At 38.2% G+C, this 25,779-nt stretch carries 25 protein-coding genes and 1 tRNA gene; 17 read left to right on the top strand and 9 right to left on the bottom strand.

Annotated features, from left to right (window positions below):
* Nucleotides 1-9: 9 nt before the first annotated feature.
* The 14 genes from CKK33_RS18240 (at nucleotide 10) to CKK33_RS18175 (ending at nucleotide 11,897) form a co-directional block, all read left to right on the top strand.
* Complete coding sequence (locus tag CKK33_RS18240) at nucleotides 10-669, top strand: DUF1345 domain-containing protein (protein WP_233138260.1); 660 nt, start codon at nucleotides 10-12, stop codon at nucleotides 667-669.
* A 30-nt stretch (nucleotides 670-699) separates the two neighbouring features.
* Nucleotides 700-876, top strand: a complete 177-nt coding sequence (locus tag CKK33_RS19650; protein ID WP_198952498.1) for a hypothetical protein — start codon at nucleotides 700-702, stop codon at nucleotides 874-876.
* 3 nt (nucleotides 877-879) lie between these two features.
* The gene (locus CKK33_RS18235; protein ID WP_095705488.1) at nucleotides 880-1,491 is read left to right on the top strand and encodes a hypothetical protein; all 612 of its coding nucleotides are present in this window, start codon (nucleotides 880-882) and stop codon (nucleotides 1,489-1,491) included.
* Nucleotides 1,481-1,966 (top strand): MgtC/SapB family protein, encoded by a 486-nt coding sequence (locus tag CKK33_RS18230; RefSeq protein ID WP_233138259.1) that lies wholly within the window; start codon nucleotides 1,481-1,483, stop codon nucleotides 1,964-1,966. The genes CKK33_RS18235 and CKK33_RS18230 overlap by 11 nt, the downstream gene beginning before the upstream one ends.
* Nucleotides 1,938-2,543 (top strand): D-sedoheptulose 7-phosphate isomerase, encoded by a 606-nt coding sequence (locus CKK33_RS18225; protein ID WP_233138258.1) that lies wholly within the window; start codon nucleotides 1,938-1,940, stop codon nucleotides 2,541-2,543. The genes CKK33_RS18230 and CKK33_RS18225 overlap by 29 nt, the downstream gene beginning before the upstream one ends.
* Nucleotides 2,544-2,569: 26 nt before the next feature.
* A complete protein-coding gene (gene rseP, locus CKK33_RS18220) occupies nucleotides 2,570-3,883 on the top strand; it encodes an RIP metalloprotease RseP (RefSeq protein ID WP_233138283.1) in 1,314 nt (437 codons plus the stop codon).
* A 3-nt stretch (nucleotides 3,884-3,886) separates the two neighbouring features.
* Nucleotides 3,887-4,486 (top strand): hypothetical protein, encoded by a 600-nt coding sequence (locus tag CKK33_RS18215; protein ID WP_095705486.1) that lies wholly within the window; start codon nucleotides 3,887-3,889, stop codon nucleotides 4,484-4,486.
* 4 nt (nucleotides 4,487-4,490) lie between these two features.
* Nucleotides 4,491-4,928, top strand: coding sequence for an HD domain-containing protein (locus CKK33_RS18210; RefSeq protein WP_095705485.1), 438 nt, complete (start codon nucleotides 4,491-4,493; stop codon nucleotides 4,926-4,928).
* A gap of 482 nt (nucleotides 4,929-5,410) precedes the next feature.
* Nucleotides 5,411-5,641 carry a hypothetical protein gene (locus tag CKK33_RS18205; protein WP_095705484.1) on the top strand — a complete coding sequence of 77 codons (231 nt, stop codon included), beginning with the start codon at nucleotides 5,411-5,413 and terminating at the stop codon, nucleotides 5,639-5,641.
* Between the two features lie 607 nt (nucleotides 5,642-6,248).
* On the top strand, nucleotides 6,249-6,674 hold the full coding sequence (locus CKK33_RS18195; RefSeq protein ID WP_095705482.1) for a MarR family winged helix-turn-helix transcriptional regulator: 426 nt from the start codon (nucleotides 6,249-6,251) through the stop codon (nucleotides 6,672-6,674).
* Between the two features lie 563 nt (nucleotides 6,675-7,237).
* Complete coding sequence (locus CKK33_RS18190) at nucleotides 7,238-8,467, top strand: site-specific integrase (RefSeq protein ID WP_095705481.1); 1,230 nt, start codon at nucleotides 7,238-7,240, stop codon at nucleotides 8,465-8,467.
* Nucleotides 8,468-8,560: 93 nt separating this feature from the next.
* Nucleotides 8,561-8,938: a helix-turn-helix domain-containing protein gene (locus CKK33_RS18185; RefSeq protein ID WP_095705480.1), complete on the top strand. Its 378-nt coding sequence runs from the start codon at nucleotides 8,561-8,563 to the stop codon at nucleotides 8,936-8,938.
* A 158-nt stretch (nucleotides 8,939-9,096) separates the two neighbouring features.
* Entirely contained in the window at nucleotides 9,097-11,106 is a 2,010-nt protein-coding gene (locus CKK33_RS18180) for an AAA family ATPase (RefSeq protein WP_095705479.1), read from the top strand.
* 419 nt (nucleotides 11,107-11,525) lie between these two features.
* The gene (locus tag CKK33_RS18175; RefSeq protein WP_095705478.1) at nucleotides 11,526-11,897 is read left to right on the top strand and encodes a hypothetical protein; all 372 of its coding nucleotides are present in this window, start codon (nucleotides 11,526-11,528) and stop codon (nucleotides 11,895-11,897) included.
* 63 nt (nucleotides 11,898-11,960) lie between these two features.
* Here the strand turns inward: CKK33_RS18175 and CKK33_RS18170 are convergent, their stop codons facing one another.
* From CKK33_RS18170 to CKK33_RS18140, 7 genes are all read right to left on the bottom strand, one after another.
* Entirely contained in the window at nucleotides 11,961-12,296 is a 336-nt protein-coding gene (locus tag CKK33_RS18170; RefSeq protein WP_095705477.1) for a YegP family protein, read from the bottom strand.
* Between the two features lie 175 nt (nucleotides 12,297-12,471).
* Nucleotides 12,472-12,888, bottom strand: coding sequence for a hypothetical protein (locus CKK33_RS18165; protein WP_095705476.1), 417 nt, complete (start codon nucleotides 12,886-12,888; stop codon nucleotides 12,472-12,474).
* Nucleotides 12,889-13,051: 163 nt separating this feature from the next.
* The gene (locus CKK33_RS18160) at nucleotides 13,052-15,040 is read right to left on the bottom strand and encodes a DUF262 domain-containing protein (RefSeq protein ID WP_095705475.1); all 1,989 of its coding nucleotides are present in this window, start codon (nucleotides 15,038-15,040) and stop codon (nucleotides 13,052-13,054) included.
* A 217-nt stretch (nucleotides 15,041-15,257) separates the two neighbouring features.
* Nucleotides 15,258-17,489: a site-specific DNA-methyltransferase gene (locus CKK33_RS18155; protein ID WP_095705474.1), complete on the bottom strand. Its 2,232-nt coding sequence runs from the start codon at nucleotides 17,487-17,489 to the stop codon at nucleotides 15,258-15,260.
* A complete protein-coding gene (locus tag CKK33_RS18150) occupies nucleotides 17,489-17,854 on the bottom strand; it encodes a type II toxin-antitoxin system VapC family toxin (protein WP_095705473.1) in 366 nt (121 codons plus the stop codon). Before CKK33_RS18150 ends, CKK33_RS18155 begins: the two co-directional genes overlap by 1 nt.
* Complete coding sequence (locus CKK33_RS18145; RefSeq protein ID WP_095705472.1) at nucleotides 17,851-20,631, bottom strand: DEAD/DEAH box helicase family protein; 2,781 nt, start codon at nucleotides 20,629-20,631, stop codon at nucleotides 17,851-17,853. Before CKK33_RS18145 ends, CKK33_RS18150 begins: the two co-directional genes overlap by 4 nt.
* 117 nt (nucleotides 20,632-20,748) lie before the next feature.
* Complete coding sequence (locus CKK33_RS18140; protein WP_198952497.1) at nucleotides 20,749-20,967, bottom strand: helix-turn-helix domain-containing protein; 219 nt, start codon at nucleotides 20,965-20,967, stop codon at nucleotides 20,749-20,751.
* 89 nt (nucleotides 20,968-21,056) lie between these two features.
* On the opposite strand from CKK33_RS18140, the gene CKK33_RS18135 reads away from it, so the two are divergent.
* Nucleotides 21,057-21,350 carry a hypothetical protein gene (locus tag CKK33_RS18135; RefSeq protein WP_095705470.1) on the top strand — a complete coding sequence of 98 codons (294 nt, stop codon included), beginning with the start codon at nucleotides 21,057-21,059 and terminating at the stop codon, nucleotides 21,348-21,350.
* 160 nt (nucleotides 21,351-21,510) lie between these two features.
* Entirely contained in the window at nucleotides 21,511-22,497 is a 987-nt protein-coding gene (locus tag CKK33_RS18130) for an agmatine deiminase family protein (protein ID WP_095705469.1), read from the top strand.
* 198 nt (nucleotides 22,498-22,695) lie between these two features.
* Here the strand turns inward: CKK33_RS18130 and CKK33_RS18125 are convergent.
* A tRNA-Ala gene (locus tag CKK33_RS18125) sits at nucleotides 22,696-22,769 on the bottom strand.
* Nucleotides 22,770-22,859: 90 nt separating this feature from the next.
* On the opposite strand from CKK33_RS18125, the gene CKK33_RS18120 reads away from it, so the two are divergent.
* Complete coding sequence (locus tag CKK33_RS18120) at nucleotides 22,860-23,912, top strand: proline iminopeptidase-family hydrolase (RefSeq protein ID WP_095705468.1); 1,053 nt, start codon at nucleotides 22,860-22,862, stop codon at nucleotides 23,910-23,912.
* An 18-nt stretch (nucleotides 23,913-23,930) separates the two neighbouring features.
* On the opposite strand, the gene CKK33_RS18115 is transcribed toward CKK33_RS18120, so the two are convergent.
* A complete protein-coding gene (locus CKK33_RS18115; RefSeq protein WP_095705467.1) occupies nucleotides 23,931-25,547 on the bottom strand; it encodes a Na+/H+ antiporter in 1,617 nt (538 codons plus the stop codon).
* Between the last annotated feature and the right edge of the window lie 232 nt (nucleotides 25,548-25,779).

Genomic DNA, 25,779 nt, shown 5'->3' with positions numbered 1-25,779 from the left:
ATCAACCGTATGGACGCGCATCACAAACTTTATGTTTCATTGGGTCTGGCGGGGATTTGCTTTTTTGTTACGCTTGGCCGTTTCTCAGGATCCGTACATTTCATGGTTACCTGGCTGACCTATGCTGCCACTTCGCTGACCTTATCAGGTTTGACTATATTTAACATTCATCCCGCCGAAGTGCATCGGGAAGCCCATGCGCAGGATTCCAGCCGGACGATCGTTTTTGTCTTTGCGGTGTTTGCATCGCTGGCCAGCCTGCTGGCGATACTGCTGCTTTTACGAACTACGGGAAGTGATAAGAATACCCAACAGCTAACTTTACATATCCTGCTTTCCCTGGCCTGCGTGGTCAGTTCCTGGGTGCTGGTGCATACTATTTTTACTTTCCGTTATGCGCATTTTTATTATTGCGATATTGATAAAGATGCCGACGGTAAAAATCCTAAACCCGGCGGCTTGCAATTCCCGGAGGAAAACAAGCCGGATTATCTGGATTTTAGCTATTTTTCTTTCGTGATCGGCATGACGTTCCAGGTTTCAGATGTGCAGATTACCTCTAAAAGGATCAGGCGGCTTGCCCTGATGCACGGCTTACTATCCTTTACTTTCAATACCGTCATTGTTGCATTAAGTATTAATGTGGTTGCCGGTTTAATGCAAAAATAGAATGAATGGTAACAATTAAAAATAACAGCTATGGTTTGGAATAATGAGCACTATCCCTTTGAAATGAATGACCTGGAGCCACAGGTCCGGGAAAAGGCGATCGAGATCGCCAACAAACTGAAAGAAGAGCGCACGGTATCTGAATTGTCAATTGTGCCGGAAGCTATAAAGCAGGCCCAGGAATGGTTTTTAAATATGGAGGGCTGAGCAATGGATATTATGTTTAATCAAACCTCCGGTGAAGGGCTGAACAATTATTTATTCGTTAAACAGACAGCAGCTGATCATCGTACAACACAGTATTACAGGCACCTGCACTATTACCTGTCGCTGGCTAAAAAATTAACGTCAGGACTTAATTGTTACATGCTGATTCGATATTCTCCGTTCTTGGCGGAGGTATTGCCGGTCATATATACCACAGACTGGCATTACAATTTGCAGTCGGACGATTTTCAGGGATTAGGTACAGATCTTGGATTTAGTCTGTCCCATAGATTGAGTAACGGCAATGTCGTTAAGGAGCAAAGTGCATATTTTCCACTTAAAGACCTGCTGACGCTGCAAAGTTTTCCAGAAGACACTTTTGGGGACACATCGTCTTCTATCACGGTATTTGCGCTTAAGTCCGGTTCAGAACAGGATCTGCATTCGTTTTTGGGAACGCAGCGAATCCCTTACCTACCGGAGCTTCTACTCGAAAGTGAAATTTTTATTCATATTCTCTGCGGCAAATGTTCCGGTTTTTATGATACGATATTGATTAAATCAGTGCAAAGTATTGCCCATAATATTAATGTGATTAACCGTAATGAATTATAATGATATGATGAATAATGAAAGCGAGTGGACAATCGTTTTAAAACTGCTGCTGGCAGTAGCACTCGGCGGCGTTATTGGGCTTGACCGGGAAAAACATGGCCGGAGTGCAGGCATCAGGACCTACGCCGCTGTCTGTATGGGTGCGGCCTTATTCACAGCTATTGGCGAGCATTTGGGTGACCTCGCGGCAGCGTCCCGGATCATCGCCAATATTCTCGTTGGAATCGGATTTTTAGGTGCAGGCATTATTTATAAAAATGATGTCACCAATAGTTCCAGCGGATTAACAACAGCGGCAACGATTTGGTGCACGGCCGGGATAGGTGTGGCAGTCGGATTAAACATGCTGATCATTGCTTTCGTAGCAGCAGGCGCGCTTTATGCCCTGTTGGCGTTGCACCATCAGTCGTGGTATACAAACTGGAAGAAAAAAATGCAGGCCAAACATGGAAGTGAAAAAAATGATGAAGAATAATATGATGGAAAATGAGGAATTGATCACCATGGCGATCCGTGAGCACCAGGAAACAGTCGCTACACTTTATGAACCCGGATTATTAAATGCAATTGCGGCGGCAGCAAGGTTGATTACCACCACTATTTCCGGCGGCAAAAAGATCCTCGTATTCGGTAACGGCGGATCAGCCAGCGACGCCCAGCATATTGCGGCGGAGTTTACCGGGCGCTATGTTAAAGAGCGCAAAGGCCTGCCCGCAATTGCCTTGACAACGGACACTTCAGCACTCACAGCGATCAGTAGCGATTATGGCTTTTCAAGGGTATTCGCACGTCAGGTAGAAGCGTTATCCCAGCCGGGAGACCTGGTTATCGGCATATCAACCAGCGGGAACAGTGAAAATGTCCTGCGAGGCTTGGAAATGGCAAAAAATATCCAATGCCACACCCTGGGATTTTCCGGAAATGGAGGTGGAAAAATGGCCGGATTGGCCGATGTTTTGTTAAATGTCAATTGCCGGACGACAGCCCGCATACAGGAAATGCATATTTTGCTCGGCCATATCCTTTGTAGCGCGGTCGACAGATTATACTAATAAACACTGATATGGATATAGTGATCATGATAGCGCAGTTCATACTGGGCATTTCTATACTGGTAACAGTCCATGAACTGGGGCACTTTATTGCCGCCAGAGCATTCGGTATTCGTGTTGAAAAATTTTATTTGTTCTTTGATGCCTGGGGTTTGAGCCTGGTTAAATTTAAAAAAAATGGCACTGAATACGGAATAGGCTGGCTACCCTTAGGTGGCTATATAAAAATGACCGGCTTGCATGAAATTGATGATGAAGAGGACGGCAGTCGAAGCAACGAGCAAGCAGGATCATTTTCTTCAAAACCTGCCTGGCAGCGATTAATTGTAATGTCCGGCGGGGTCCTTTTAAATTTGATATTGGCAGTTCTGATTTTTTCCGTTCAAACAGCGATTTACGGCAAAGATTATATCCGCAAATTAAAAACTGATTATGAGATATTGCCCGGCGAGATTGGTTTAAAGGCCGGTTTATTACCGGGTGATAAAGTAGTTGCGCTTGACGGCGACTCTGTTTTTTATCAAGATGAATTACTAAGCACACGTATCCTGAAAGGCAACACGATACTGACGGTTATCAGGACGAAAGCGAACGAAAAGGTACATATGCATCTTAAAATCTCCCCTGAGATCATGCGCCTGCTGGCAGATAAGGCACCTACCGAATTTTTCAGGATGGGCACGATCTTTAAATTTGATTCTATTTATACCAACAGCGATCTTAAAACTGCTGGGATCCAAAAAAACGATCGTGTAACCGAACTTGATGGAAAGCCGTTAAATTTCTATGAGGACTTCTTGGTAAGGTTGCAAAAGAACAAAAAAAAGCAGATTCAATTGACCGTTATCCATGATGGAAAGGCCAGTCAGGTAATTGCACACAAGGATAAAGACGGGCATTTCGGCTTTTCTTTGCAGGCCATACACCCTCAAATGAAGCCGGTGGAGATCAGTGTCCCGCAGAACTTGTCCTATGGTGCCGGACGTGCATGGTCAGCATTTTCAGACAATGGGTTAAATGATATTTTGAGCGGTAGGATAAAAGTGGCGGACGCGGTAACAGGACCGATAGGAATTGCTGTATTGTTCGGCGGCAGTTTCGATTGGCCCCGGTTCTGGCGCCTGCTTGCCGTACTTTCCACCGCAATAGCTTTTTTTAATTTGTTGCCGCTGCCTGTACTTGACGGTGGACAAGCTTTTTTTATTGGTATCGAAGCGATCAGGGGAAAGCCAATCAGCACTACGATAACAGCTTACCTGCAGATCAGCGGATTAGTCATCCTGGCACTGCTGGCAATTTATGTATGCTTTATAGATATAATAAGACTTGTTAATATATAATAAATGAAAATCATCATCATAGCTTTATTGATTTACTGCAGCTTGGGCTTAACCCAGGGTGTTCAAGGCCATACAATTCCCTTAAGAAGTAATAACATTCAGTCGGTCGATTCCTCCCTGAGCAAATTGCTTAATGCCCGTGTTGCTAAATTCAAAGCGATCCCGGTAGAAAGCGGTACTGATAATTATTATGTTAAACTTATGCTCGCTTTGTACGACGGAGCGAACGACATGGTAAAATTCCAAATAAGGAATGGGCCATCAAACAGCCTTGCACAACAATCAGCCCTGTTTCAGCGATTTCATAGCCAAATGAGTAATCGCTTTGTCGGTTTTCTGTCCGTCAAATCCAAAGAAACAACGGTAGACGCACGCTTTAAATTAACGGTTGATGCCGCTTTACAGCATTTCAGCAGGTTCAATTACCAGCCAAATATCAAAGCCGGCAAGCTGCTGGCAGCTGTCCTCATTGAATTTTATGAAAATATGGATCAGATCAGTATCGCTTTTGTATCAATGGGAAAAAGTGAACAGTTGAAGCAACTGGCCTGGGACAGTATCAAAAAGCAAAACAAACTGGTTGAACTTTTAAAACAAAGGTAAGGGGATGTTAGAAGTAGTTAAAAGATCAGAAATATTTGTCAGGGAATTTCTAACAACAAATCTACCGGCAAACATGCACTTTCACAATATTGGTCACGCGGAGGATGTAGCTTACGCTGTTAACCAGATTGGTCTGAGCAGTCCGTTGCATGAAGGAGATCTGGATGTTCTGGCTGTATCGGCTTGGTTTCACGATACCGGTTACTGCTTTGAATACGAAGGGCACGAAAATTCCAGCGTTGATATTGCAGATGGTTTTCTGAACAACGAAAATTGCGAGCGATCTTTCATTGAAAAAGTATTAAACTGCATTTGGTCGACCCGGTTTCCACAGAAACCGGAAAACTTGTTGGAACAAATCATTTGTGATGCCGATCTCTATCATTTTTCAAAAAAAATTATAACGATTATGCCGGGCGTTTACGGGCGGAATGGTCTTTAATTTTGCATAAAACCTTTACAGATCGAGATTGGAATTTACAGAATCTCGAAATGTTGAGGAAACACCAGTTTCATACAGATTATGGACGGCAGATTCTGGAGAGTAGAAAACAGGTAAACATCAAAACGCTGAGTTCCGCGATTGTTAAAAAGGACATTAATTAATAGCTTATTTATATAAGTATTACATCATCGAATCATAATCTGTTTTTTGAAAAAAGTATTTTTATAAATATGTATTTTTGGGCATTTAATTAGGTATTGTATTCACATTTTGGCTTTAACAACACTCGTCTCATTCAGCGATCAAAGGGAATTCTGCCATATTGATCACTCACTATTTCTCAACTGCCATTTTAGTCCGATCGAATTGGTAGCAGCTTTCGCAATGAAACCGCTACTTATTTCAGAACTTTGAAATCTATAATTACAATTTAAGACATAGTTGTACTTGAGAATACAATTTGGTGGTTTTTCGCCACAATGATTAAAGCAGGTGTGGGTAATCAAATTTATGTGCCTGTTCTATCAGGACTAAATGCGGGGGAGATCGTGGTAACAGATGGCGCTTATTTGTTGAATATCCAAGCGGTATTTAAAAATGAGAGTGATAATATGGCTGGAATGAATATGTTATTTACAATTCATCGAAGCGCGGTGGTGCAATTAAGTTGTGCTATTCAACGCCCTGCGATTACCGGAACAGGCTGCTAATAAACAGTCTGCCGTGCCTAAGATAATTATTTTCATTTTCATGTGTGTATATCGTTTATGTGTTAATCAGTGTGTTCTTCCGGCATTAATGACGATTCATAAGTGGTATTGTCTTGTACTGGCGATTTGAATTAAATAAACCAAATTACTTACATTTGTCTATGAGGCTGCCTGATCATAAAAAAACAAGTGTACTGTTACTAACTGCGGCATACCTTTTTATTGTGCTTACCCATATACTCATGCTGCCTAACCATCACCTGGTGTCAAATAAGTCGCAGGCGCGCTATAATTCGATCTTTAAAAGGAAATTGGATAATGCCAGCGCCCAGACTTTTAGTTTGATGCATCGTACTGATAAGTCAGTATTGAATAAAGATCAAAATATACAGAGCTTGTTTTTGAAACTGGCCGGGGTATTTTTGATATTGTTGTTAATTGCCAAGACGGTGTGGCAACTAAGACCGCCAGTTCCAATTCGGCATTACTTTTCGTCCATTTTCCCTTTCCGGCTCTCCCTTCGTATTTGATTCTTTTAGTTATTAACTGTTTGACAAACTGTCCAGTCCGGCTTGTTTCATTTCTATTTTTCTAAAAGAAATTTATTATGCAAATTTTATTATCGAAAAGTTTACGTCGTTTAAGCAGGCTGTACAGCCGTGCCATCGTTAAAGTCCTGCCTGACCTCCGCCTCGAACATTACGCAGAGATTATCCTGTTACTGGCCTCCACGGAACACACTCCAACTCACAAAGAGCTGGCTGAGCTATTCCAAGTAGATAAGTCGCGCATAGCGGTGCTCATCGAAGGTATGACCAGGAACGGTTTTGTTTATACCGAACAGAACAGCGCAGACAGAAGGGCCCATTTTGTTTACCTGACAAGTAAGGGCAAGGAAAGTGTGCCCAAGATTCAAGAAGCGATAGAGCAAGTGAATAATTTGATCAACCAGCAACTAGATAAGACGCACTTGGATCATTTCTACGCAACGCTTTTTAAAATGCAATCTAACTTAGTTGAGATTGCGTTATAGTGGTAAACGAAGTTAGCTTCAGATTGGTTCTGGATAATTACTCGACTATCCGGGTAGGAAATCACAATAATTACAGCAAAACAGACTTGATCGCGCAAGTTTGCAAATATGTTTCAAAAAAAATTAGACATTTAGGTCTGCAAAACCCCCTTTAATCCATAAAAATAAATAGATCTTAAATCTATTTAAAAAAACCTTGTTTTATCACTGTTTTATCGGAAAGAAAAAAGGCTTTACGAAAATTCGTAAAGCCTTGATTATCAGTGTGGAGAATATCGTTCCAGACGTTGAACGCTCCCCCTATTACTACCTATTCCAATTTCTCTACCAATCTATATAGCCCTATAATTTTTTATTCGTCGCTCATCTCTGACAAAGAAAGAACGCCAATTTGAGTAAAGGAAAATTCGTATGGATTTTTGTATGCGACTTCCTCAAAATCCATCCTCAAGGCGCAAAAATAAAGTTTGTAAAGTTTTAATATTTGTATCCTCTTTGCGCCAATTCAAAATACAAATAGTTAAAAACCAATAAATTATTATTAATTAACATTTTCAGTTAGAATGGCGAGTACTAAATTTTATATCGAAAAGCGTAAAGGTGCGGATGGAGTAATAAAGACTAAAAACGTACCAATATTATTGTCCTTCAGCTTTGATAACAATAGAATGTGGATTCCTACAGGTGAGCGAATCGACGCGAATAAATGGGATGATGACAAACAAAAGGTAAAGAGTTCAGCGATAGGTGCGGCAGAGATCAATAACGTGCTACAGAAAAAAAGAGACGATGTTATGGGTATCTATCGTAATGCAATTGCAGCAGGTACAGAGCCTTCAATCAAATATATCAGGGAGGCCCTTAACGGCAATAAAATCACCGCTCGAAAATCTGTATTTCAACTTTACGAGGAATTTATCAAATCAAATGCTAACTTTTCGGAAAGCACCATTAAGAAACTTAAAACGAACCTACAGCATCTACGCAATTTTGCTAAAAAGGAAGGAACAATCGAGTTTAAATATATTGATGACGCGTTTATAAGCCGATTTGAGCGATACTACATTAATGATCTAAAACACACTAATAATACTATACATAAGAATATCGGCAATTTTAAGTGGTTTTTGAAATGGGCAAGTAAAAACGGTTATGCTACAGAGATCAATTTGTCAATCAGTGGGAATATACGTCAGCACGAAAACGAAATCATTGCGTTAACTACTGGCGAATTAAAAGCTGTCATGGACCTACAACTTACTGACTTTTATCTGTCGGTTGCAAAAGATGCGTTTTTGTTTGGTTGTTTTACCGGGCTTCGCTTTTCAGACATACAAAAACTGCGCAAAGAAGATATTACTGATCATTTTATCAACGTTACCGTTCAAAAGACAAAAGACTATTTAAAAGTTCCGCTGAATGTTCAAGCTAAAGCAATATTAGATAAGTATCGTGATACGCCGATAGCTTTAGCCATCCCCGTCTACACCGGCCAAAAAGTCAATAACAATTTGAAAAAGATTGGTGAGCAAGCAAAATTGAATAGGTTAGTTACAACAATGAAGTATAGGGGATCTGTTCTATTAAAACAAACTTGTCCGTTACACGAGATATTACATTTTCACTGCTCAAGGCGTACATTTATAAGTTACATGTTTGCCCAAGGCGTGCCGAGTGAAGTTATAATGAAGCTTTCGAACCATAAAACCCATCGAAATTTTTCTAAGTACAACAGTATTCAAGATCAGCAAAAATCCGATGCAATGAACTTAGCTTTCGGCTCGCTTGTATAGTTTTTAAATTTGTGAGACCTTGCGTTTATATATATCTATAAAAGATATTTATTAATCAATTAATTATATTAAAATGATTTTATTTCAAATTTAATGGCATCCCAAACAGAAGGAAACAACATTTTAAAAGGCCAGCAGTTAAGCATGGTTACCTTCGTAAATCAATTTTTAACGCTTGTCACTGATGCTGTTCAGGAGAGCGTAGACAAAGCTGCAAAGAATATTATAGCCGAGCTAAGTCAACAAAAAACAACCCACCCCGGCGTTGATAATTTAAACGACGGATACATTACCCGCGAGCAAGTAGCCGACCTCCTCCAAATCTCTTACCCGACATTACATAGATACCAATGCCAGGGACTAATTCCGGTTGTGCGAATAGGCCGAAAGTGCTTATATAATAAAACAGAGGTATTGGATTCTCTAAAAAATGTCAGTCGAAAAAAAGGACGACAACTAAATAAAAAATAAATTAATACAAATTAATAAATCAAGGGCCGAGAAATCGGCCCTTTCCTCATTTAAAAAACATATGACGTAGATATATAAATATCAGCAATTACTTAGCGTTGATAACAACGTAAGACTGAAATACTACCGAAGTGTAAACTTCAAAAGAAAAAGAACAAATGTTTAATAAACAAATTTTAACATTAAAACAAGACATACTCGATGCCACTAAAGGTGGCTTTCTATTCTACAAAAGCATTATACCTAACCTAACAGTCAAAGAAAATAATGTAAGTTGTAAATCTGTACGTAACCCATTTTATAATGACTCCAATCCCAGTTTAAGCATTTATTACTGGAATGGTCAATGGCGGTTCAAAGACTTCGGTGATGAAAGCTATGCCGGCAACGTTTTTGAATTTGCAGGCACGCTATATGGGATTGACCCTGAAGACGAGATTGAGCTACTGTTGGCTACAATGTGGAAGCATGTTGATAGCTTCGATGAGACGACTATAAACAGTTGGGTTCAACCTAATATCTTAAATAAAGACAACGATTTTGTTAAGGTAAAATTCAATGACAGAAAAAGCATTGACTTTACCTCTGATGAGCTTTCTTATTGGAGTCAATATGGAATTGACGGTGCAACACTGGATAAACATAGAGTTGTTGCTTTAGATTCTTATAGCATACAGCATGATGAAGACCTCTTACCGATATTTAAAGAGCGACCAGCTGGGAAAATGTGGTTTGCCTACAAAGGGGATAATTACGGAAAAATTTACAGCCCAAACCCCAAAGCTTTTTGGTATGTTGGTATAAAACCAGTTGATTACACCTTTGGAACACCGTTCGATAATTACCCAGAAACGCAAGATGTGATTTTAGCAGCCGGTGAAAAAGATACATTATCGTTGATTGCTCATGGTTACAACGCTATTACACTTAACAGCGAGACTTCGGATTTCACACCTAAACAAAAAAAGAATCTTTTTGATAGCAGAATGCGCATAACGTCTGTTCTGTATGATAATGACGAAACAGGAGTAAGAAGAAGTAAAGAATTATCAAAAACGTTCAATTGCCCTTCAGTTGAGTTGCCTTGTTGGTTGAAAGATGTCGGCGGCAAAGACGTTTCAGACTTCTTTAAACATGGTGGTACTATATCAGAATTAAATCAAATCATAGGGGAAGCAGTCTCGAACCATTTACTTCCAGCACCAACTTCGCAAAGAAAAAGCGTCCGTACTGCTTCCCAACGAATGGAAGATGCGAAGAATATGCCTGAAATATACAAGATGTTTGATGTGTTTTTACACTCGGGCGAGTTAGGTATATTATTTGGCGATACAGGTATCGGCAAAAGCATCTTGGCTGTAGCTATTGCTGATGCTGTAAGCCGAGGGAGTAATTTGTTATCGTTAGAGAATCAATGTGACCCTTGCAAAGTGATTTACTACGACTTTGAATTATCTGACAAGCAATTTCAAAAAAGGTATAGTAGCGAAGGCGGTACCATGCACATGTTTAGCGATAATCTTTTTACGGACAACGTAGATTTCACCCAGTTGGTAACAGATCGTCAATATAAATTTGAAAATGCTTTATTGGATAAAATAAAGCAAGATATAATTGATACAGATGCTAAATTCATCGTTATTGACAACATCACTTTTTTAAGTGCTCAAACATCTTCTGATGTTCAGGTTGCAATGGAATTGATGAAGCTTTTGAAGCAGCTAAAAACGGAACTGGGTGTAACCATCTTAGTGCTTGCCCATACTCCCAAAAGGCAGGCCTCTCAATCGCTTACAATTAATGACTTAGCGGGAAGTAAACAACTCAGCAATTTTGCTGACACGGTGTTTGCTATTGGGGTATCAGCGGCCGATTCAGGTCATCGATACGTTAAACAAGTTAAACCCAGTAGAAGTGGTGAACTTGTATATGATAAAAGTAATGTACTAAAATGTGAGTTGCAAAGGGAGGAATCTGACGAATCACTACTAACGTTCAAGTTCATCGAGTTTTGTGACGAAGCATCTTTGTTAGCAGATTCTTTAGATATGGAGAGTTTAAAAGAAGAAGCAATGCGTCTAAGGGCTACTGTACCAGGGATTACTATTAGGCAAATAGGCCAACAACTGGGGGTTAGTAAAACCACTGTGGGTAGATGGGTGCAGTAATGTAAAATAGAAAAGCCGAGCCATCTTCTTTATGGGTTCGGCTTTTTATTGAGCAATATTAGTGTCCCAAATTGACCTCACAAACCTATTCGTCCCTTCCTGTACAAGGGGACAAAATTGATGATGGGACAGTAAAGTTGCTCAATACTTTTAGCCAATCATGATTAAAAAAAAATCGCAAACTGCCATTTCACGCAGAATAATAGATTTCAAGCCTAAAATTGGCAAGTTTTTAAACTTGATTGAACAGCATTTTCGTTCTTAGAAGAAGGTATATATTGCTATTATAACAATTATAAATTTTATACAATTGATCTATTTAATATAAAAATTTATAATTCTCAAAATGCTAAAAGTTTCAGAGGTCTTGCTTAATATATTGACAATAAGGAACTTGTGGTCATTAAAAAACACTTATTATGAACGAACCAATTTTAAGATTAAGACAGAAATTTATTTGCGACAAATGTAAAAGACCTATCAATTCGCCCGAAAAAGCTTTCGTAGAGTATATTTATAATAATGGCGATATACCCGGTCTTGACACCGGCCATAAGATTCTCCATAAAGGGTGCGAGTTTCATAAATTTAAACCACACTCTTCCGTTGAATTAAGCACCTTCCTTAAGGAAAACGGTATTATTGAAATAGTAAACAAACTGGAAACAAATCTATACGGAGTAAGTGATAGTGAAAAAGTAAGTGTAGAAGAAATTAGAGATAATTTAAACTTTACAAAACGGATTCTTGAAGCATTGCATGGCAAACCAAAAACTTTAGCAGAAGCATGAAAACAAGAATTTTAATAACAAAAAAGCAGGGCTCTTGGCCCTGCTTCTGTTAAACACTTAATTTTAGGACAAATCTTCTACTGGCGCGGTAGGAGCCTGTGCCTTTACCAAACTTATACCGTTATCTCTATTTGTAGATGTAGTATAACTTTCACTGGTACCAACAACTTGACCATTAGAAGCCTTCAAGTTGAAATGATATTGCCGATACGATGTGTACAACTTGTCATATCTTGAGTCGTAAGGTGCATTTAACTTAACAGACTCAATCCCTGCCTTGCAAGCTGATAAAGATGTATAACCTTCACCACGTAATATGATCTCGTTGTTTCCAGTGGCTCTTAGATGATAATAGTATTGATAATTTACAGTGCTTTTAAAAATTTGAAACTTTGCCATTTTGTTTTAGCTATTAGTTATAAAATAATTTTGCGAATGCAAAATCGTTAACTTGATAACTAAACCTTTTGTAAAATAAATTTACTAAATTTGAAAAACGAAATACTTAAATAAGGGGCACGAGCCCTTAATTATTGTCTCCCCAGACGTAATAAAGTTTTCGATAAACGGGTGGTTAGTTATCATTATCACCCGTTTTTTTATTCTTTTTGTTTCGTGTGTGTATGCGCTTTATAAATTTAAAAATAGAGTTGCCTTCATAGTTAAAATCAATTATATCATAAATAATTAGATTTTCTTGATCCTTGTAATCAATGCCAAGTCCGTCAAAAAGTGGCTTGGTATTAGCATTATAGTACTCGCCACCTTTATTAATTCTAAATCCACCACCATCGGCTGTATCTTCAAGCCAAGCATAAAGATTTTCATCGGTAGAATCCTCTTCGTTTGTAGCAATAACGAGATACTTGCCGGTTTCAATCTTCATTTTTTTCTTCGCGCCATCTGAAAAGCCAAGTCGACCTGTTGACTGAACAGTCGCTTTGACATTCTTTTCGAATTCAGTGGCCTTTTGGACTTTTAACTTTAGCATGAGCCAAATATAAGATTTTATTCAATTAAAAAATACTTTGTAAATTATTTTTATTTAGAAGTGCGTCTGTTTTAAAACAATGTTACTTTTTAGATTGAATTTATTTCTTATTGATTAGAATTTCTTGTAAAAAAATACAACCCAATTGCTAATGTTTTTCTTATTATATCGATTCTTTTTCTGACTCTATTATTGCTGGCGCTATCTCATTTTTGAAATTCAATAAGGATTCTTTTGTGATTTCCCAATCAATAACTTCAAAACTCCATCGTTCTTCCATGAATTTTAACATTTTTAAACCTCTCTCTATAATTTCTGTAGGTGTCCAGTTTGCATAAGATGCTACTTGTATTTCACTATAAGACCCGTTATGGAAGCCCTGTAATTCTCCGCTGTCATCATCATGCGACTTTTTGAAATCGAAACATTTGTTTTGTAACGATGAGTTTTTAGATTTTGCAAGCAAAACAAGATTCCCTAAGCTGTGCAGATAAATATGGCGTTGCTTTTTACCTATTCCTTTAAAAGCTTCTACCCAACACTGCAAATTCGCAGTTTGCGGATAAATATGTTCAATGGTATCTTCTTTTTTCCTGCTGTTAAAATCAGTCCAAGATACTTTTTGGTTGTTGTTAGCTTTGGTTTGCAAGTGTAATTCATACTCATACAAAAAGTATCGTAAGCCATTCCAAGAATAATAGCCTTCACTTTTTTGTCCTAACTCGTTGATGTAAGTTTGAAAACGGGTAAGATCAAATAAACCGATATAGTCTTCATCTTTCCAACCATCAATGTGCCATGAAATATCGCCAGTAACTTTTGATACGTCCGTTGGCCCATTCCCCCAATAATCATGTCCAAAGTATAGCATATTTGAAAGACGGAAAAAATGACTATTCTTAGTGTTAGATTGTCTTTGGCTTAATCTGAATATTAAAAATTGGAACCGCTCTGCTGTTTTTAACAGTTTTAAGATGTTGTCTTGATTTGTCTCCTTACAAAGGGCAGCCATTATCAGTGGCACAAAAGCTCCTAAGCTTAACCTGTTTAATTTCTGCATCCATTCTTTTACCTCACCATTAAAATGGGAATATTGAACGTTGAATATAAAAAAGTAAGACCTTACACTTTCTGCAAGACTATCAACATAGCGCTTAATATCCTGAAAGCCAATCTTATTGTTGATAGTGTTTTTTGGCGTAAACTTATCATGCAACAGGTAACGTGCTGATGCGTCTGCGATACTCCGATCATATTTGAAATACATTATCCAATGATTGTACAGAAACACGTCGTCATCTAATGGATTAAATTTATTCTTACCTAAGTATTCATAAATTGTCTTCCAAGTTTCATTAATATCCTTACGTAATCTATCTTTAAGAGACTGATCGTCAGACAGCAAGGTTGTGAGGTAGATCAAACGATTTTTTAGTAGTTCGAGATTTGATAAGCTTTTGCCACGGTTATTCATCGTTTCAAAAGTTACATATTCATCAAGTTCGTCATCAATTTCATAGAAATTGAACTTTAATTTATTAACTAACTTTTTAAAAAGATTTTGAAGCTGGGTCTTATCAAGCTTACTGAATTTCTTGCTAAAAAATTCTTTAGCGTATTGAAGATTAGCTGTATATAACGTTTGTTCAGGAACTTTGTCCGAAGTAGAAGTCTTTTGGTTTAGAATCCGAGTTTTAAAAAACTCATCACTGGGATTATCTTTTTCATAGCCAAATATGAACGATTTGTAATGGTCACCATATTGCTGGAATAAAAATTTGCCTTGCCATGATTCTCGCGAATCAAAATTAATACCCTCTCCAGTCGAAAAACATTCAAGTAAGCAGTTTATAAATATAATAGATGTCGTAAGGCGTTGTTGTCCATCTATTAAGTAATAGGCCTTCATTCCTTTGTCAAACAACCACAGGTCTTCCTGCCATTTCTCAGAGTTAGCAATATCACCGCTTTTGATTGGCTTTACAGTTATTAGGCCTGTGTAATGGATTCGGTCATCTTTAAGGTTATTTAGGTCATCCCAAAAATCGGTTAATTGATCATTTCCCCAAGAATAACCCCGTTGGAAATCTGGTATCCTGAATACTTTTTGATTAAAAATCTCAGTTAGAGATTGCAGTTTGTTGTCTGACATTGTGAAAGATTTAGTTTATTAAAATATATATGTCCCATCGTCCCCTTAGGTAAAGAGGGACATGGGACAATTTAATTAAGTATGATTTGCCGAAGTAAAGCCCATATACGGCAATATAATCTTCGGTCGGTGCCTTTATCGAAGTTTAGAAAACTCTGCCGTATAGTGGCCATAAAACAGCAATGTGCAACTACAGTTAATTGTAGCGGCTATAGTATCAAAAATTGACTTCTATAATTTTACTTGTGTCTATGCCTAAAATATCTACAACCTTAACCATTACTTTGTACTTTCCGGGCTTGGCATATTCGTAAGGCACAGATTTGAATTCTAATGCTGTGTTCTTCTTTGTTCTAAAACTCTGCCATTCGTTTTCAAACAGGTAATTACCTGTCCATTTTTCTTCTACCTCATCATTCTCATTCTTAACTTTGATGATTTCCTTTTTACTTAGGTAATCAAAATCTATAGCCCAGTAATCAATCCAGTCATGCCAGTTTTGAGTTAACTTAGTACTGCTAATTATACCGTTTTTATCTTTTTCAACTTTTATTATCTGCCCGTCTTCTATAACTACTTTACTCCCTGGCTTCATGGATTGTTGAACATCTTCGATATCGTCTTGAGTGTAGTGAGTAACAAAATCAGTTAATTCTATTTGAATACCTTTATCAATTCGATTTACTTTGGCATCCAGATAAGCCACGTCAAAAAATTTTACCTGACCTTTATCTACGGCGCGTTTGTCAAATACATCTTTTGGTATGTATTTCAATGTTATCGCCACCCCCTTTTCTTTTAGCTCCTGAATGAATTGTGGCGTAAGACCCATTTCAAACTCAAAACCTAAAACATCGACTTGTGTGTAAAGCTTTTGGCGACATTCTTCAAAAATATCTGTCAAACGTGTCTGCGTAACAGGAACATCCAAAGGGCCAACGTGAACAAAACGACCTGACTTAGCCCCATGTAGGCAAAGATGACCCTCTATTCTTTTAGCTTTATAAGCCTCTAAAATGAGATCGACGTAAAGGTCTTCTTTAGCTTTTCGTTTACCGTTGGTTAGGTCATCCATGAAAAACTGACGCTCATATTTACCGAGGTTAAGTAGTTCAAATGCTCTAAAATCTTTGCCAGTAGCTTGTAGTTCCCGCTGGACATTTATCAATCGTTTGCGGGCAGTGTGAATACTAAATCGGCCAAGATCAGTGGTAATCCATTTGCGCCCGAGCTTTTCAGCAACCGCCGCAGTCGTTCCACTTCCACAAAAAAAATCAGCAATCAAATCGCCGTCATTACTACTTGCTTTTATTATTCTTTCCAAAAGTGTTTCTGGTTTTTGAGTGGGGTAGTCCAAACGTTCTTGTGCCATTGGGTTAATAGGAAATATATCAAGCCATAGGCTTTGTACTCCTTGCCCTTCCCATTCGTCTAAGTACTGCTTCCTTTGAATTCTTCCAGTTTTATCCTTTGGAAAATATAATTTACCCTCTTCATCAAAACGCTTCATAGTTTCAATTGAAAGGGACCAGCCATTTTTTGGTGGTAAATAGCCCTTATATTCGTAATATAGCGTTGGACTGTATGATGGTGAGTTAATAGGACTCAATCTGAATTTTCTTCCTGACTCGTCTTCATACCTAAATCTTTCATTTATATAATCTTCAGTATCCGATTTAGTAAATTGAGGATTCCAAATATTTCTATCTGTTTTGGCATAAAATAAAATTGTATCCGTTGATGCTCCAAATTGTTTACTTTGATTAAGTAAACCACCCCGACGCTTCCAAATTATTTCATTAATGAAATTTTGCGCGCCAAATATATCGTCGAGCATTAATTTTAAATAAGCGCTGACTCGATAATCAATATGAACATACATGCTACCATCATCTGCTAAAAGAGTGTGCATTAGTTTAAGGCGTTCATACATCATGCTTAGGTAAGACGATATACCTTTACCCCAAGTATCTCTGTAAGCTATTTCTTCCAGGATACTTTGCTTTTTCTCAACTATGTCGTCACCGATCTCTATGTTAAAACCAAAGTCTGCTCCAACTGCAAATGGTGGATCAATATAGATCAACTTTAAACCGCCTTCCTTTTCTATCTCCTCACGAATCGGTCCGTTTGTTAAAGAAGATAATATTAGCTTGTTGTCTCCCCAAATAAGCTTATTAGTCCAACCCTTCAATTGTCTCCCTCTGAAGTCAGTTTCAAACATGCTAAAATTACCTCCAGCTTTGACTGACTCTTTCCGTGGTTCATCTATATGTTCAATGCTGTGAAAAGGCAATGCAATATTCGTTACATCTTCCTTTCGGCCATTCCAAAATAAGAACACATCCTCCTCGTCAGAAAATAGCTTATATATGTATTCCTTTGGCAGTTTTCCGCCGGCCTTTATTAATTCAATTAAATTGTTTTTCTCAGCGTCGTTTAAATTCATCAATCTAATGGGTTATTTACTATTAAATCATTAATATGATTAAAGTCTTCTACGTTTCTTGTAATTAGTTCTGTACAATGCAATAAAGCTGTTGCCGCTATGATAGAATCTGCAGCTTTCATATTTGCCTGTTGTCTTAAAGTGATTGCACGGTTAATAACTGCATCACTTATAGGTAAAACTGTTACCAAATCAAATACGGCATTAAAATATTCCTCAGCCTCGGGAGCTAAGTGACGGTACCCTAATACTTCCAATTTGGTTAGTTCTGAAATGGCGATATCCTCTTCTTCTAATAATTCTTTTAAATTAAGATATTCAGGCCTCGCGGCGTAAATAATGATGTTACTGTCGACTAATCTCATAACCCATTGATTTTACGATCTGTCCTATCTTTTTTTTGCCATTCGATAGGGTCGCCAAAGCTTGAGACGTCGGCACCTCGCTTTAATATTTTTTTTGCATCTTCTTTTGTTAACGAGATTCTTATTTCAAAAACTGAAATAATGTCTTCAAAATATTTCAGCGAACTCTTTATCTCATCCCACTTTTCTTGCTTGATGTAAATGGTTCTGTAGGTATAATCCTGCTGAACCTTGTTAATATCTTTACACCAAGTAGTAAGTCGCTTGATCTTCCTTAGATCATCTAAATCTTCTCGGCCTTTGGTTTCTAAAATAAAGTATTGAGTAGGAGAAGTTTTAACAAAAAAGTCGGGATAGTATTCTCTGATGTTACCATCTTCTGCCTGGTATTCGATTTTGAAGTTAACTCCACCTTCTCCCGTTGTGTTCTTAGCAAATGAAATCACGTCCGGTAACCTATTTTCAAGATAAGAAGCTAATTCCAATTCAAATGGATTATCGCCGATTGTTTTATTAAAAACGGATTTTTTAGAATAAAAAAATGGCTGCTCTTCAGCTATTTTGGGTTTTGTTGTCTTTAGCGATATATAGTTTTTAACTTCAGCAGAACCTTTATCAGTTACGGTTAATTCATCTATCGCTTTTTTAAAAGTTGATTTCAGGATTTCTTTAGGCCGCAACTCTGACAGATTCCGAATGGTCTGCGGATCGGATAATTCAACTTCCTTATTAAAAAGTCTGTACTTAATAAAACCTTCAACTTTAGGGTAAAGTGTGTTAAAGCCACTTACCATACGACTGTCTTTCAAAATAACCGAAGTAAAGAAACTGATCACATTTCTGTAATCGGGCGCTGTGTCTTTAAAGATTGTCTTATGTGAAAAGTCGCCATCAATGGTATTAAATATAATTTCCTTTAACTCATCTTGACTGTAGTTTTTTAGTTCTGCTCTGTCATTATCGAATTTATTAATATCGATCAATTCCAAATTTTTGAACTCCCTGTAAAACCTCGGGCTCATCTGAGGAATAGGTATATCTAACTTATCTAAATCTTTATTAGGATTATCTTTATCGACTTCAATAATAACAGGAGACTTACCTTTTGTACCCTTACCCATAGGGCTGTATTGAAATTCAACACCTTCAGTTTTCAAGCCTTCAACAAATTGTAAGAATGCTGGTGTGCCAACAACTACTAATTTTTCTGGCGTATCTAAAGAAAACATTTTTCTTAAACCCCTACCAATTGTCTGTTCGGGTAAAATTTTAGAATCAGCGCCAAATGGCCGCAAACCAACTATCGTTGTAACATTACGTACATCCCAACCCTCTCTAAGCATCAGTACTGATACTACTGCTTTGTAAGGTGAGTGATCTTTATCTATATCGTCGGCAGCCTTTCTTAATGCCTCTAAAGCTTCTTTGTCTTTCTTTGAATTAGCGGCTTCCTTTATTTCACCGGAGTTGTTGGTGTGAATGGTTAAAACCGAATTCTTCATTACTGGATAACTGGTTTCTAAAAAAGCAGCTGCCTGATCAGCCTCTTTAGTACTCATAGTCATAATGAATAATATCGGGGTCTTATGATTTTTTAACTCTTCATATTGCTGTTCCCACTCCAAATAACCCAAATGAATGTAGTCCCGATAACGCTCTACAAAATCGCTGCTATCTTTTTCGTGAATTTTTTCACGCGATGCTTCATCCGGTAGTACTGGCAACTTAACCACGTTTTGTTTGATGGCTTCTACCAAAGGGTAATCGCTAATAGTCTGAACAAATATTGCCCCGTTATTATGTTTAGGAGTGGCAGAGTAATCTGCTTGAAGACTAATACCATCACCATTTTTAAGTTTGAGTTTATTACTTATGTCCTCAATACTTTTAAACCAGGCTAAGGATTTATCATGAATATGGTGGGCTTCGTCATTTAATATTACCAAGTCTTTGATTTTATCACTTCTCAATACCTTGCCTAAGTCTAACCCCTTAGATGTATCGGCATTAGGTTTAGGCTTAACACCTAAAAAAGTGGTTTCAAAAGATTCTCGGGGAGTTTCGTTAAAAAATACTCTATGAATATTAGTTAAGAAGATGTTACCCGATTCTGTTATTGGCTTCAGATCATCTTGAATATGCAATGTTAATTGAAAATCGTTTTGCCAATCTTTATCATCATATCCGTTGTCGGGAATAAAAGGTTCTTCAAAAAACATTTTTAGGCCACCGAAATCCTTTAGTAATCGATTGAGTACGATTATATTGGGTGCAATAACTAAGAAATCTTTAGAGAGGGTGCTGTTAACTTCGTACAACTTATGAAAATAAGACCAAACTAATGTTAAAGCCATCACTTTGGTTTTGCCAGCACCAGTCGCCATTTTTACCACGTAACGCGTCCACGTTTCATCAAACATCCCTGCACTTACTCGTTGGGATGAATCAAAACGCATTAGATCATATTTGTCTTTAGCTTTAGCTACTTCAAATAAATAAACAATTGATTCAAGTGCTTCCCTTTGCGAAAAGAAAAAGCCAAACTTATTTTGACCTATCAAATGCTCTTGATTAAACCAAAAGTTTAGCAATGACTTAGATGTTTGGGATGCTCCTTCATAATCATCGTCTCTCCATTTAACTACTGCAGCGCGTATTTTATAAACCAATGGAGGCAATAATTTTTCGTAAGCATCTTGAGCAGCGTCAAATTGACTTTGAGAAGGTGCCCACCGCTCATTAGGTCGTAGTATTTTGAATGGATTAAACAGGTTCATTAGCTAATACGTAATAAAATTTAGAATGATAAAAATACTATAATTAAAATACGTTGTGGTAATAATTTTTGAGGGCGGTGTCCTGCTGTCCCGAATAATAGAGCGGGAAAACGGGACTTAAAATAATTCCTTAATATCTACCTTGAGTGCCTTCGCCAGCACATTTATAGAACTTAAAGTGGGATTGATTTCGCCTCTTTCTATTCGTCCCACTTGAGATAGTGGAATTTCGGCTTCATTGGCTAATTGCTCTTGTGATAAACCGGTAGAGATTCTTAAATCTCTTAACCTTCTTCCGAAAGCCTTTATAACTTCGTCATTTTTGATGTTTATCACACATCGAAAATGAAGCATATATGTGTTTTTTATTGACGCATATATGAGTTATTTATTATCTTTCATCATTAATCCAAATCACATAATTAATGAAATCTTACAACGAATGGGTTTTAGATAATCCTGGTAAATCAATCAATGACTATTATAAAGCTACTGGCGCAACACCGGTAAATATTAATCAACCAATTCAAACCAATCCAATGATAACAATGCCGGAAACAATTAACATTAAAATATCGACCTTAAGATTATTCCTTTATACGGGCATCGTGATGGGTGCAGCCATACTTTGGACAATAATTTATCTTATGATTATCTATGGAATAGCGGGAGGTTTATTAAAGCAATTGTTACTAAAAATGTCGGGGCAGGGTATTTAGTAAGAAAAACTTACAAAGATTTTGAACAGTGGCGACGTGATTGAAGTAAATTCAACACGGCGCTTTTTTTTTGAATCCTTCGTAAAATTTTAAGAGGTTTTGACCTCGAAAATCTCCTTTTTACGTTTGCAAGGGGTAGTTTTTTCAGCCCCTAATCAATATGATAAAAGCAGATTTTAGCAAAAGTAGTTACCTTTTTTTAAGTTACCCAAAAGGATTTTCAAAAGAGTACGAGACCTTAATCCCCTTTTACAATGAACTGATAGAGTTGATACCAAGGGACATTAAACTCTTTGTGATTACTAACACGAAAAAAGTTGAACAGGAGTTAAAGGCGATGTTTAGGCATAAGCCGAATGTAGACACAATCGTTGTTAATTATTTTGATGAGATATGGCTAAGAGATTGCATGGGGATTTTCGCCGGCGATACGATTTTCAAACCTATTTACTCTCCAAATTATTGTACATTAAGTAAGGAAGGTCAGTATTTTCAGTTTTTAGATAAAGTTACACGCCGCCTATTATCTCAAGCATTTACATCAAAAATTGTAGATATACCATTGGTAATTGATGGCGGAAATTTTGTACACAACACGAAGAAGGTATTCCTTACCGATAAAGTGCGTGAGGATAATCCTGGTAAAAACGTTGACCAAATTATAAAAGACTTTACTGGCTTAGATGCGATAATAGTTGATCGCAGTTATTATGATGTACTTGGACACATTGACGGATATATGGCATTTAAAGACGAGGAATCATTATTCATAAGCCAGTATCCCGATTTATCTTATTTAAGACAAGATATAAAATATGTCGAAATGCTTAAATCAGTCGCTAAAGACAATGGCTTTAAAGTGATTCCTATATTTGACCGCCCTATCGACGAGCCAATTTTTTGCAATTGTAAGGGTAAGAAAACTCGAAGCTGCCTTTATTCTGCAAAAGGTGTATATGTCAATTATATCAGATTTAATGATTGTATCATCATGCCTGAATACACAATTCCTAAAAACAGCAAAGTCGAATACAACTGGACAAACAGAAAATTACTTGAAAGCTATGGCTTCAACGTTATAAGCATCAATTGTGATCAATTGGCCAAATTCGGTGGCTCACTACATTGTATCAGCTTCCAAGCATGATATAACAAACTGGTAAGATAGGACTGCTTGTAAAAAAGCTTCAGATTTTCGAGTTAAATAATTTTAAATCAAATAATTTCTAAATTTTACACGTACATCATGGCAGCACTACAATTGAAGACCGTATGTAAAATCGTATGTGAAAAAAGAAAATCCGCCGATTTCATGCGAAATTCGGCGGATTTTGCGGAAAGGTTGTGGAGAATATCGGAGTCGAACCGATGACCTCTTGCATGCCATGCAAGCGCTCTAGCCAGCTGAGCTAATCCCCCTCGGTTGGGCTGCAAATATATCATTCTATTGGTAAAATGAAAAAGAATAAATTTTATTAAATATATTTATAGTGTTAAACCCGCATTTTCATGAGAAAATTAGCTTTTGCATTAGTTGCAGTGGTGTTGGCTATTGCCGCCTGCAACTCGCCTGAAAAAACCAAGGTCGCAAGTAATAACCTCGAAACTTACTTAACCGATACTACCAACGGTGTAAAAACCGGGCAGGTGCAGGTGGTAAAGATCAACACCCCTAAAGGTACTTTTAAGGTATGGACGAAAAGGATAGGTAATAACCCTAAAATAAAATTGCTGCTGTTAAACGGTGGCCCCGGCGCTACGCATGAGTATTTCGAATGTATGGAAAGCTTTCTGCCAAAAGAAGGCATCGAGTTGGTGTATTATGACCAGTTAGGCTGCGGTAATTCTGATAACCCTAAGGATACTTCCATGTGGAGCCTGCCCCGTTACGTGGAAGAGGTAGAGCAGGTGCGCCAGGCGCTCAAGCTGGATAAGGACAATTTTTACCTGCTCGGCCACTCATGGGGTGGCATTTTGGCTGCCGAATATGCTTTTAAATACCAGGATCATTTAAAGGGCCTTATTATTTCCAACATGATGATGAGCTGCCCCGATTATGGCAAATACGCGCAGGATGTGCTGGCCAAGCAATTCGACCCCAAGGTCCTGGCCCGCATAAGGCAGATTGAAGCCAACAAGGATTTCGATAATCCTGAATATATGAGCTTACTGATGCCAAATTTTTATGCCAAACATATTTGCCGTATCCCGCTTGATAAATGGCCCGAACCTGTTACACGCTCTTTGGGTAAGCTCAATCAATCGTTATACGTGACTATGCAGGGGCCAAGCGAGTTTGGTATCTCCGGCAAATTGACCAACTGGAACCGTGTGCCTGATCTGCCTAAGCTAAGCGTCCCTGTTTTAAGCATCGGTGCCCAATATGACACCATGGACCCTAAGCACATGCAAATGGTAGCCACCAAAGTTCAAAACGGTAGTTACCTGTATTGCGCCAACGGCAGCCATATGAGTATGTACGATGATCAGAAAACGTACATGGCTGGGCTCATTAAGTTTTTAAAGGATATTAATGCCGGCGAAAAGAAAGTAACCTTTTAATCGGCTGCATGCAGGATGTTACTCAATATCATCCTGCATGTTTTCTTCCTCCAGATCAAGCCTGTTTTCTATATAGCGGATAACATCGTCATCATAACCATCTTTCTTGCGGAAACGGTGAAGTTTACTGCGCTCTTTTTCGGTCACGCTGGTCATAATTCTTTTATATTCGTTCACCAATTGATTAGCTTCCCGGCGCTTGCCATCGTCGAGTACTGAGCATTCAAGCAGAACTGTTTTATGCTTTAAAAACTCATATTTATGTTGCAATAAGGGGTTGTGGTTCATTTTTCCGGCATACCTGTTTTCCATTTCCATGATAGCTGTTCTCATCAGCTGCAATTCTATTTCGGCTATCTGCTGGTCGTTAGGTTTGTCATCAATATTACCGTCTGGTTTTATTTTTCTGATCATCCAGGGTAGAACAAGGCCCTGACCAACCAATGTGATAATAATAGTAACGAATGTGATAAACAAGATGAGGTTGCGGTTGGGAAATGCCTTGCCGTTATCTAAAAGCAAGGGAATGGATAATGCAGATGCCAGCGACACTACGCCCCGCATGCCCACCCAGCCGATAATTAAAGGGTTGCGCCAGCCCGGGTTGTTTTGCGCTACGGTAATATAACGGCTAATGAACTTGGTGAACATAGCTGATGCGATGCCTGAGATTAAGCGTGCTGTAATCACTACGAAAGCGATGGCCAGGGCAATAATTATGGCCGTGCGCATACTTACGCTACTCAAACCCGCGGTAACATCAGGCAGTTGCAGCCCTATGAGGAAAAACACCACCGCGTTAAGGATAAATACAATGGACGACCACAACGCCCCTGCTCTTAATCTGCTGCTGTGCGAGAATACAAAGTGGTTTTGGTAGGCGATAAAGAGGCCGCCGCTTACCACAGCAAGTACACCTGATGAGTGTACGCTTTCTGCAGCTATATATATAATATAAGGTATAACCAGCGAAATAGCGATATCCAGGTTAGCAGTGGTAGGCAGCCATTTGTAAATGGCATAAAACACCAGGCCGAATAATAAGCCAATTACAATGCCTGATACCGTTACCAGCGCGAAGCCTCCGGCCGCCTCATGCCAGGTAAACTGGTTGGTAAGTATAGCTGCCAGTGCAAACCGGAATACGGTTAAGCTTGTAGCGTCGTTAAGCAGGCTTTCTCCTTCTAAAATAGATACCATTCCTTTAGGGAGTTTGGTGTATTGTAAAACCGCAGTGGCCGCAGCAGCATCGGGAGGTGAGATGATGGCCCCGAGCAGGAAACCTTGCTCAAGCGTAAAGCCCGGGATGAGCCAATGACTTACATAGGCTACCGCAATAGCGGTGAATAACACAAAGCCAATAGCCATAACGCTGATAATGCGCCGCCACTTCCACAAAGCCTTTAACGACATATTTTGCGCAGCATCATACAGTATTGGAGGCAGTATTACCAGGAACACCAGGTTAGAATCGATATGGATCTTTGGGACGGCGGGTATAAAACTGATAATAAGCCCTGCCATGGTTAAAAAAATGGGATAGGCTATTTTTAGTTTGTTGGCCACAAGTACCAGCAGCGAAACGCTGAAAACCAAACCGAGGCAAAGTACTAATACAGAATGTGTGTTTTCCAAAACAGATTGATTAAAAGAGAAATATACAAAATCAGCTGTTATTTGTACAAATAAGGCCTGAACTAAAAAATATACAACCGGCTGTAAAAAAGTAAAGCCCCTGATGGGCAGGGGCCTTTACTAACCAATTATAAACCTAAATTATGAGAAGACTTTTTATTAAATTTTGATAGTGTAAAAGTAACACTATCAAATGAATTACGAAAATTTATTTTGTAATTTAATTGTAACT

The organism is Mucilaginibacter sp. MD40 (genome assembly GCF_002288635.1).
In the GTDB taxonomy this organism is placed as follows: domain Bacteria; phylum Bacteroidota; class Bacteroidia; order Sphingobacteriales; family Sphingobacteriaceae; genus Mucilaginibacter.
This window is presented reverse-complemented; position numbering and strand designations above follow the sequence as displayed.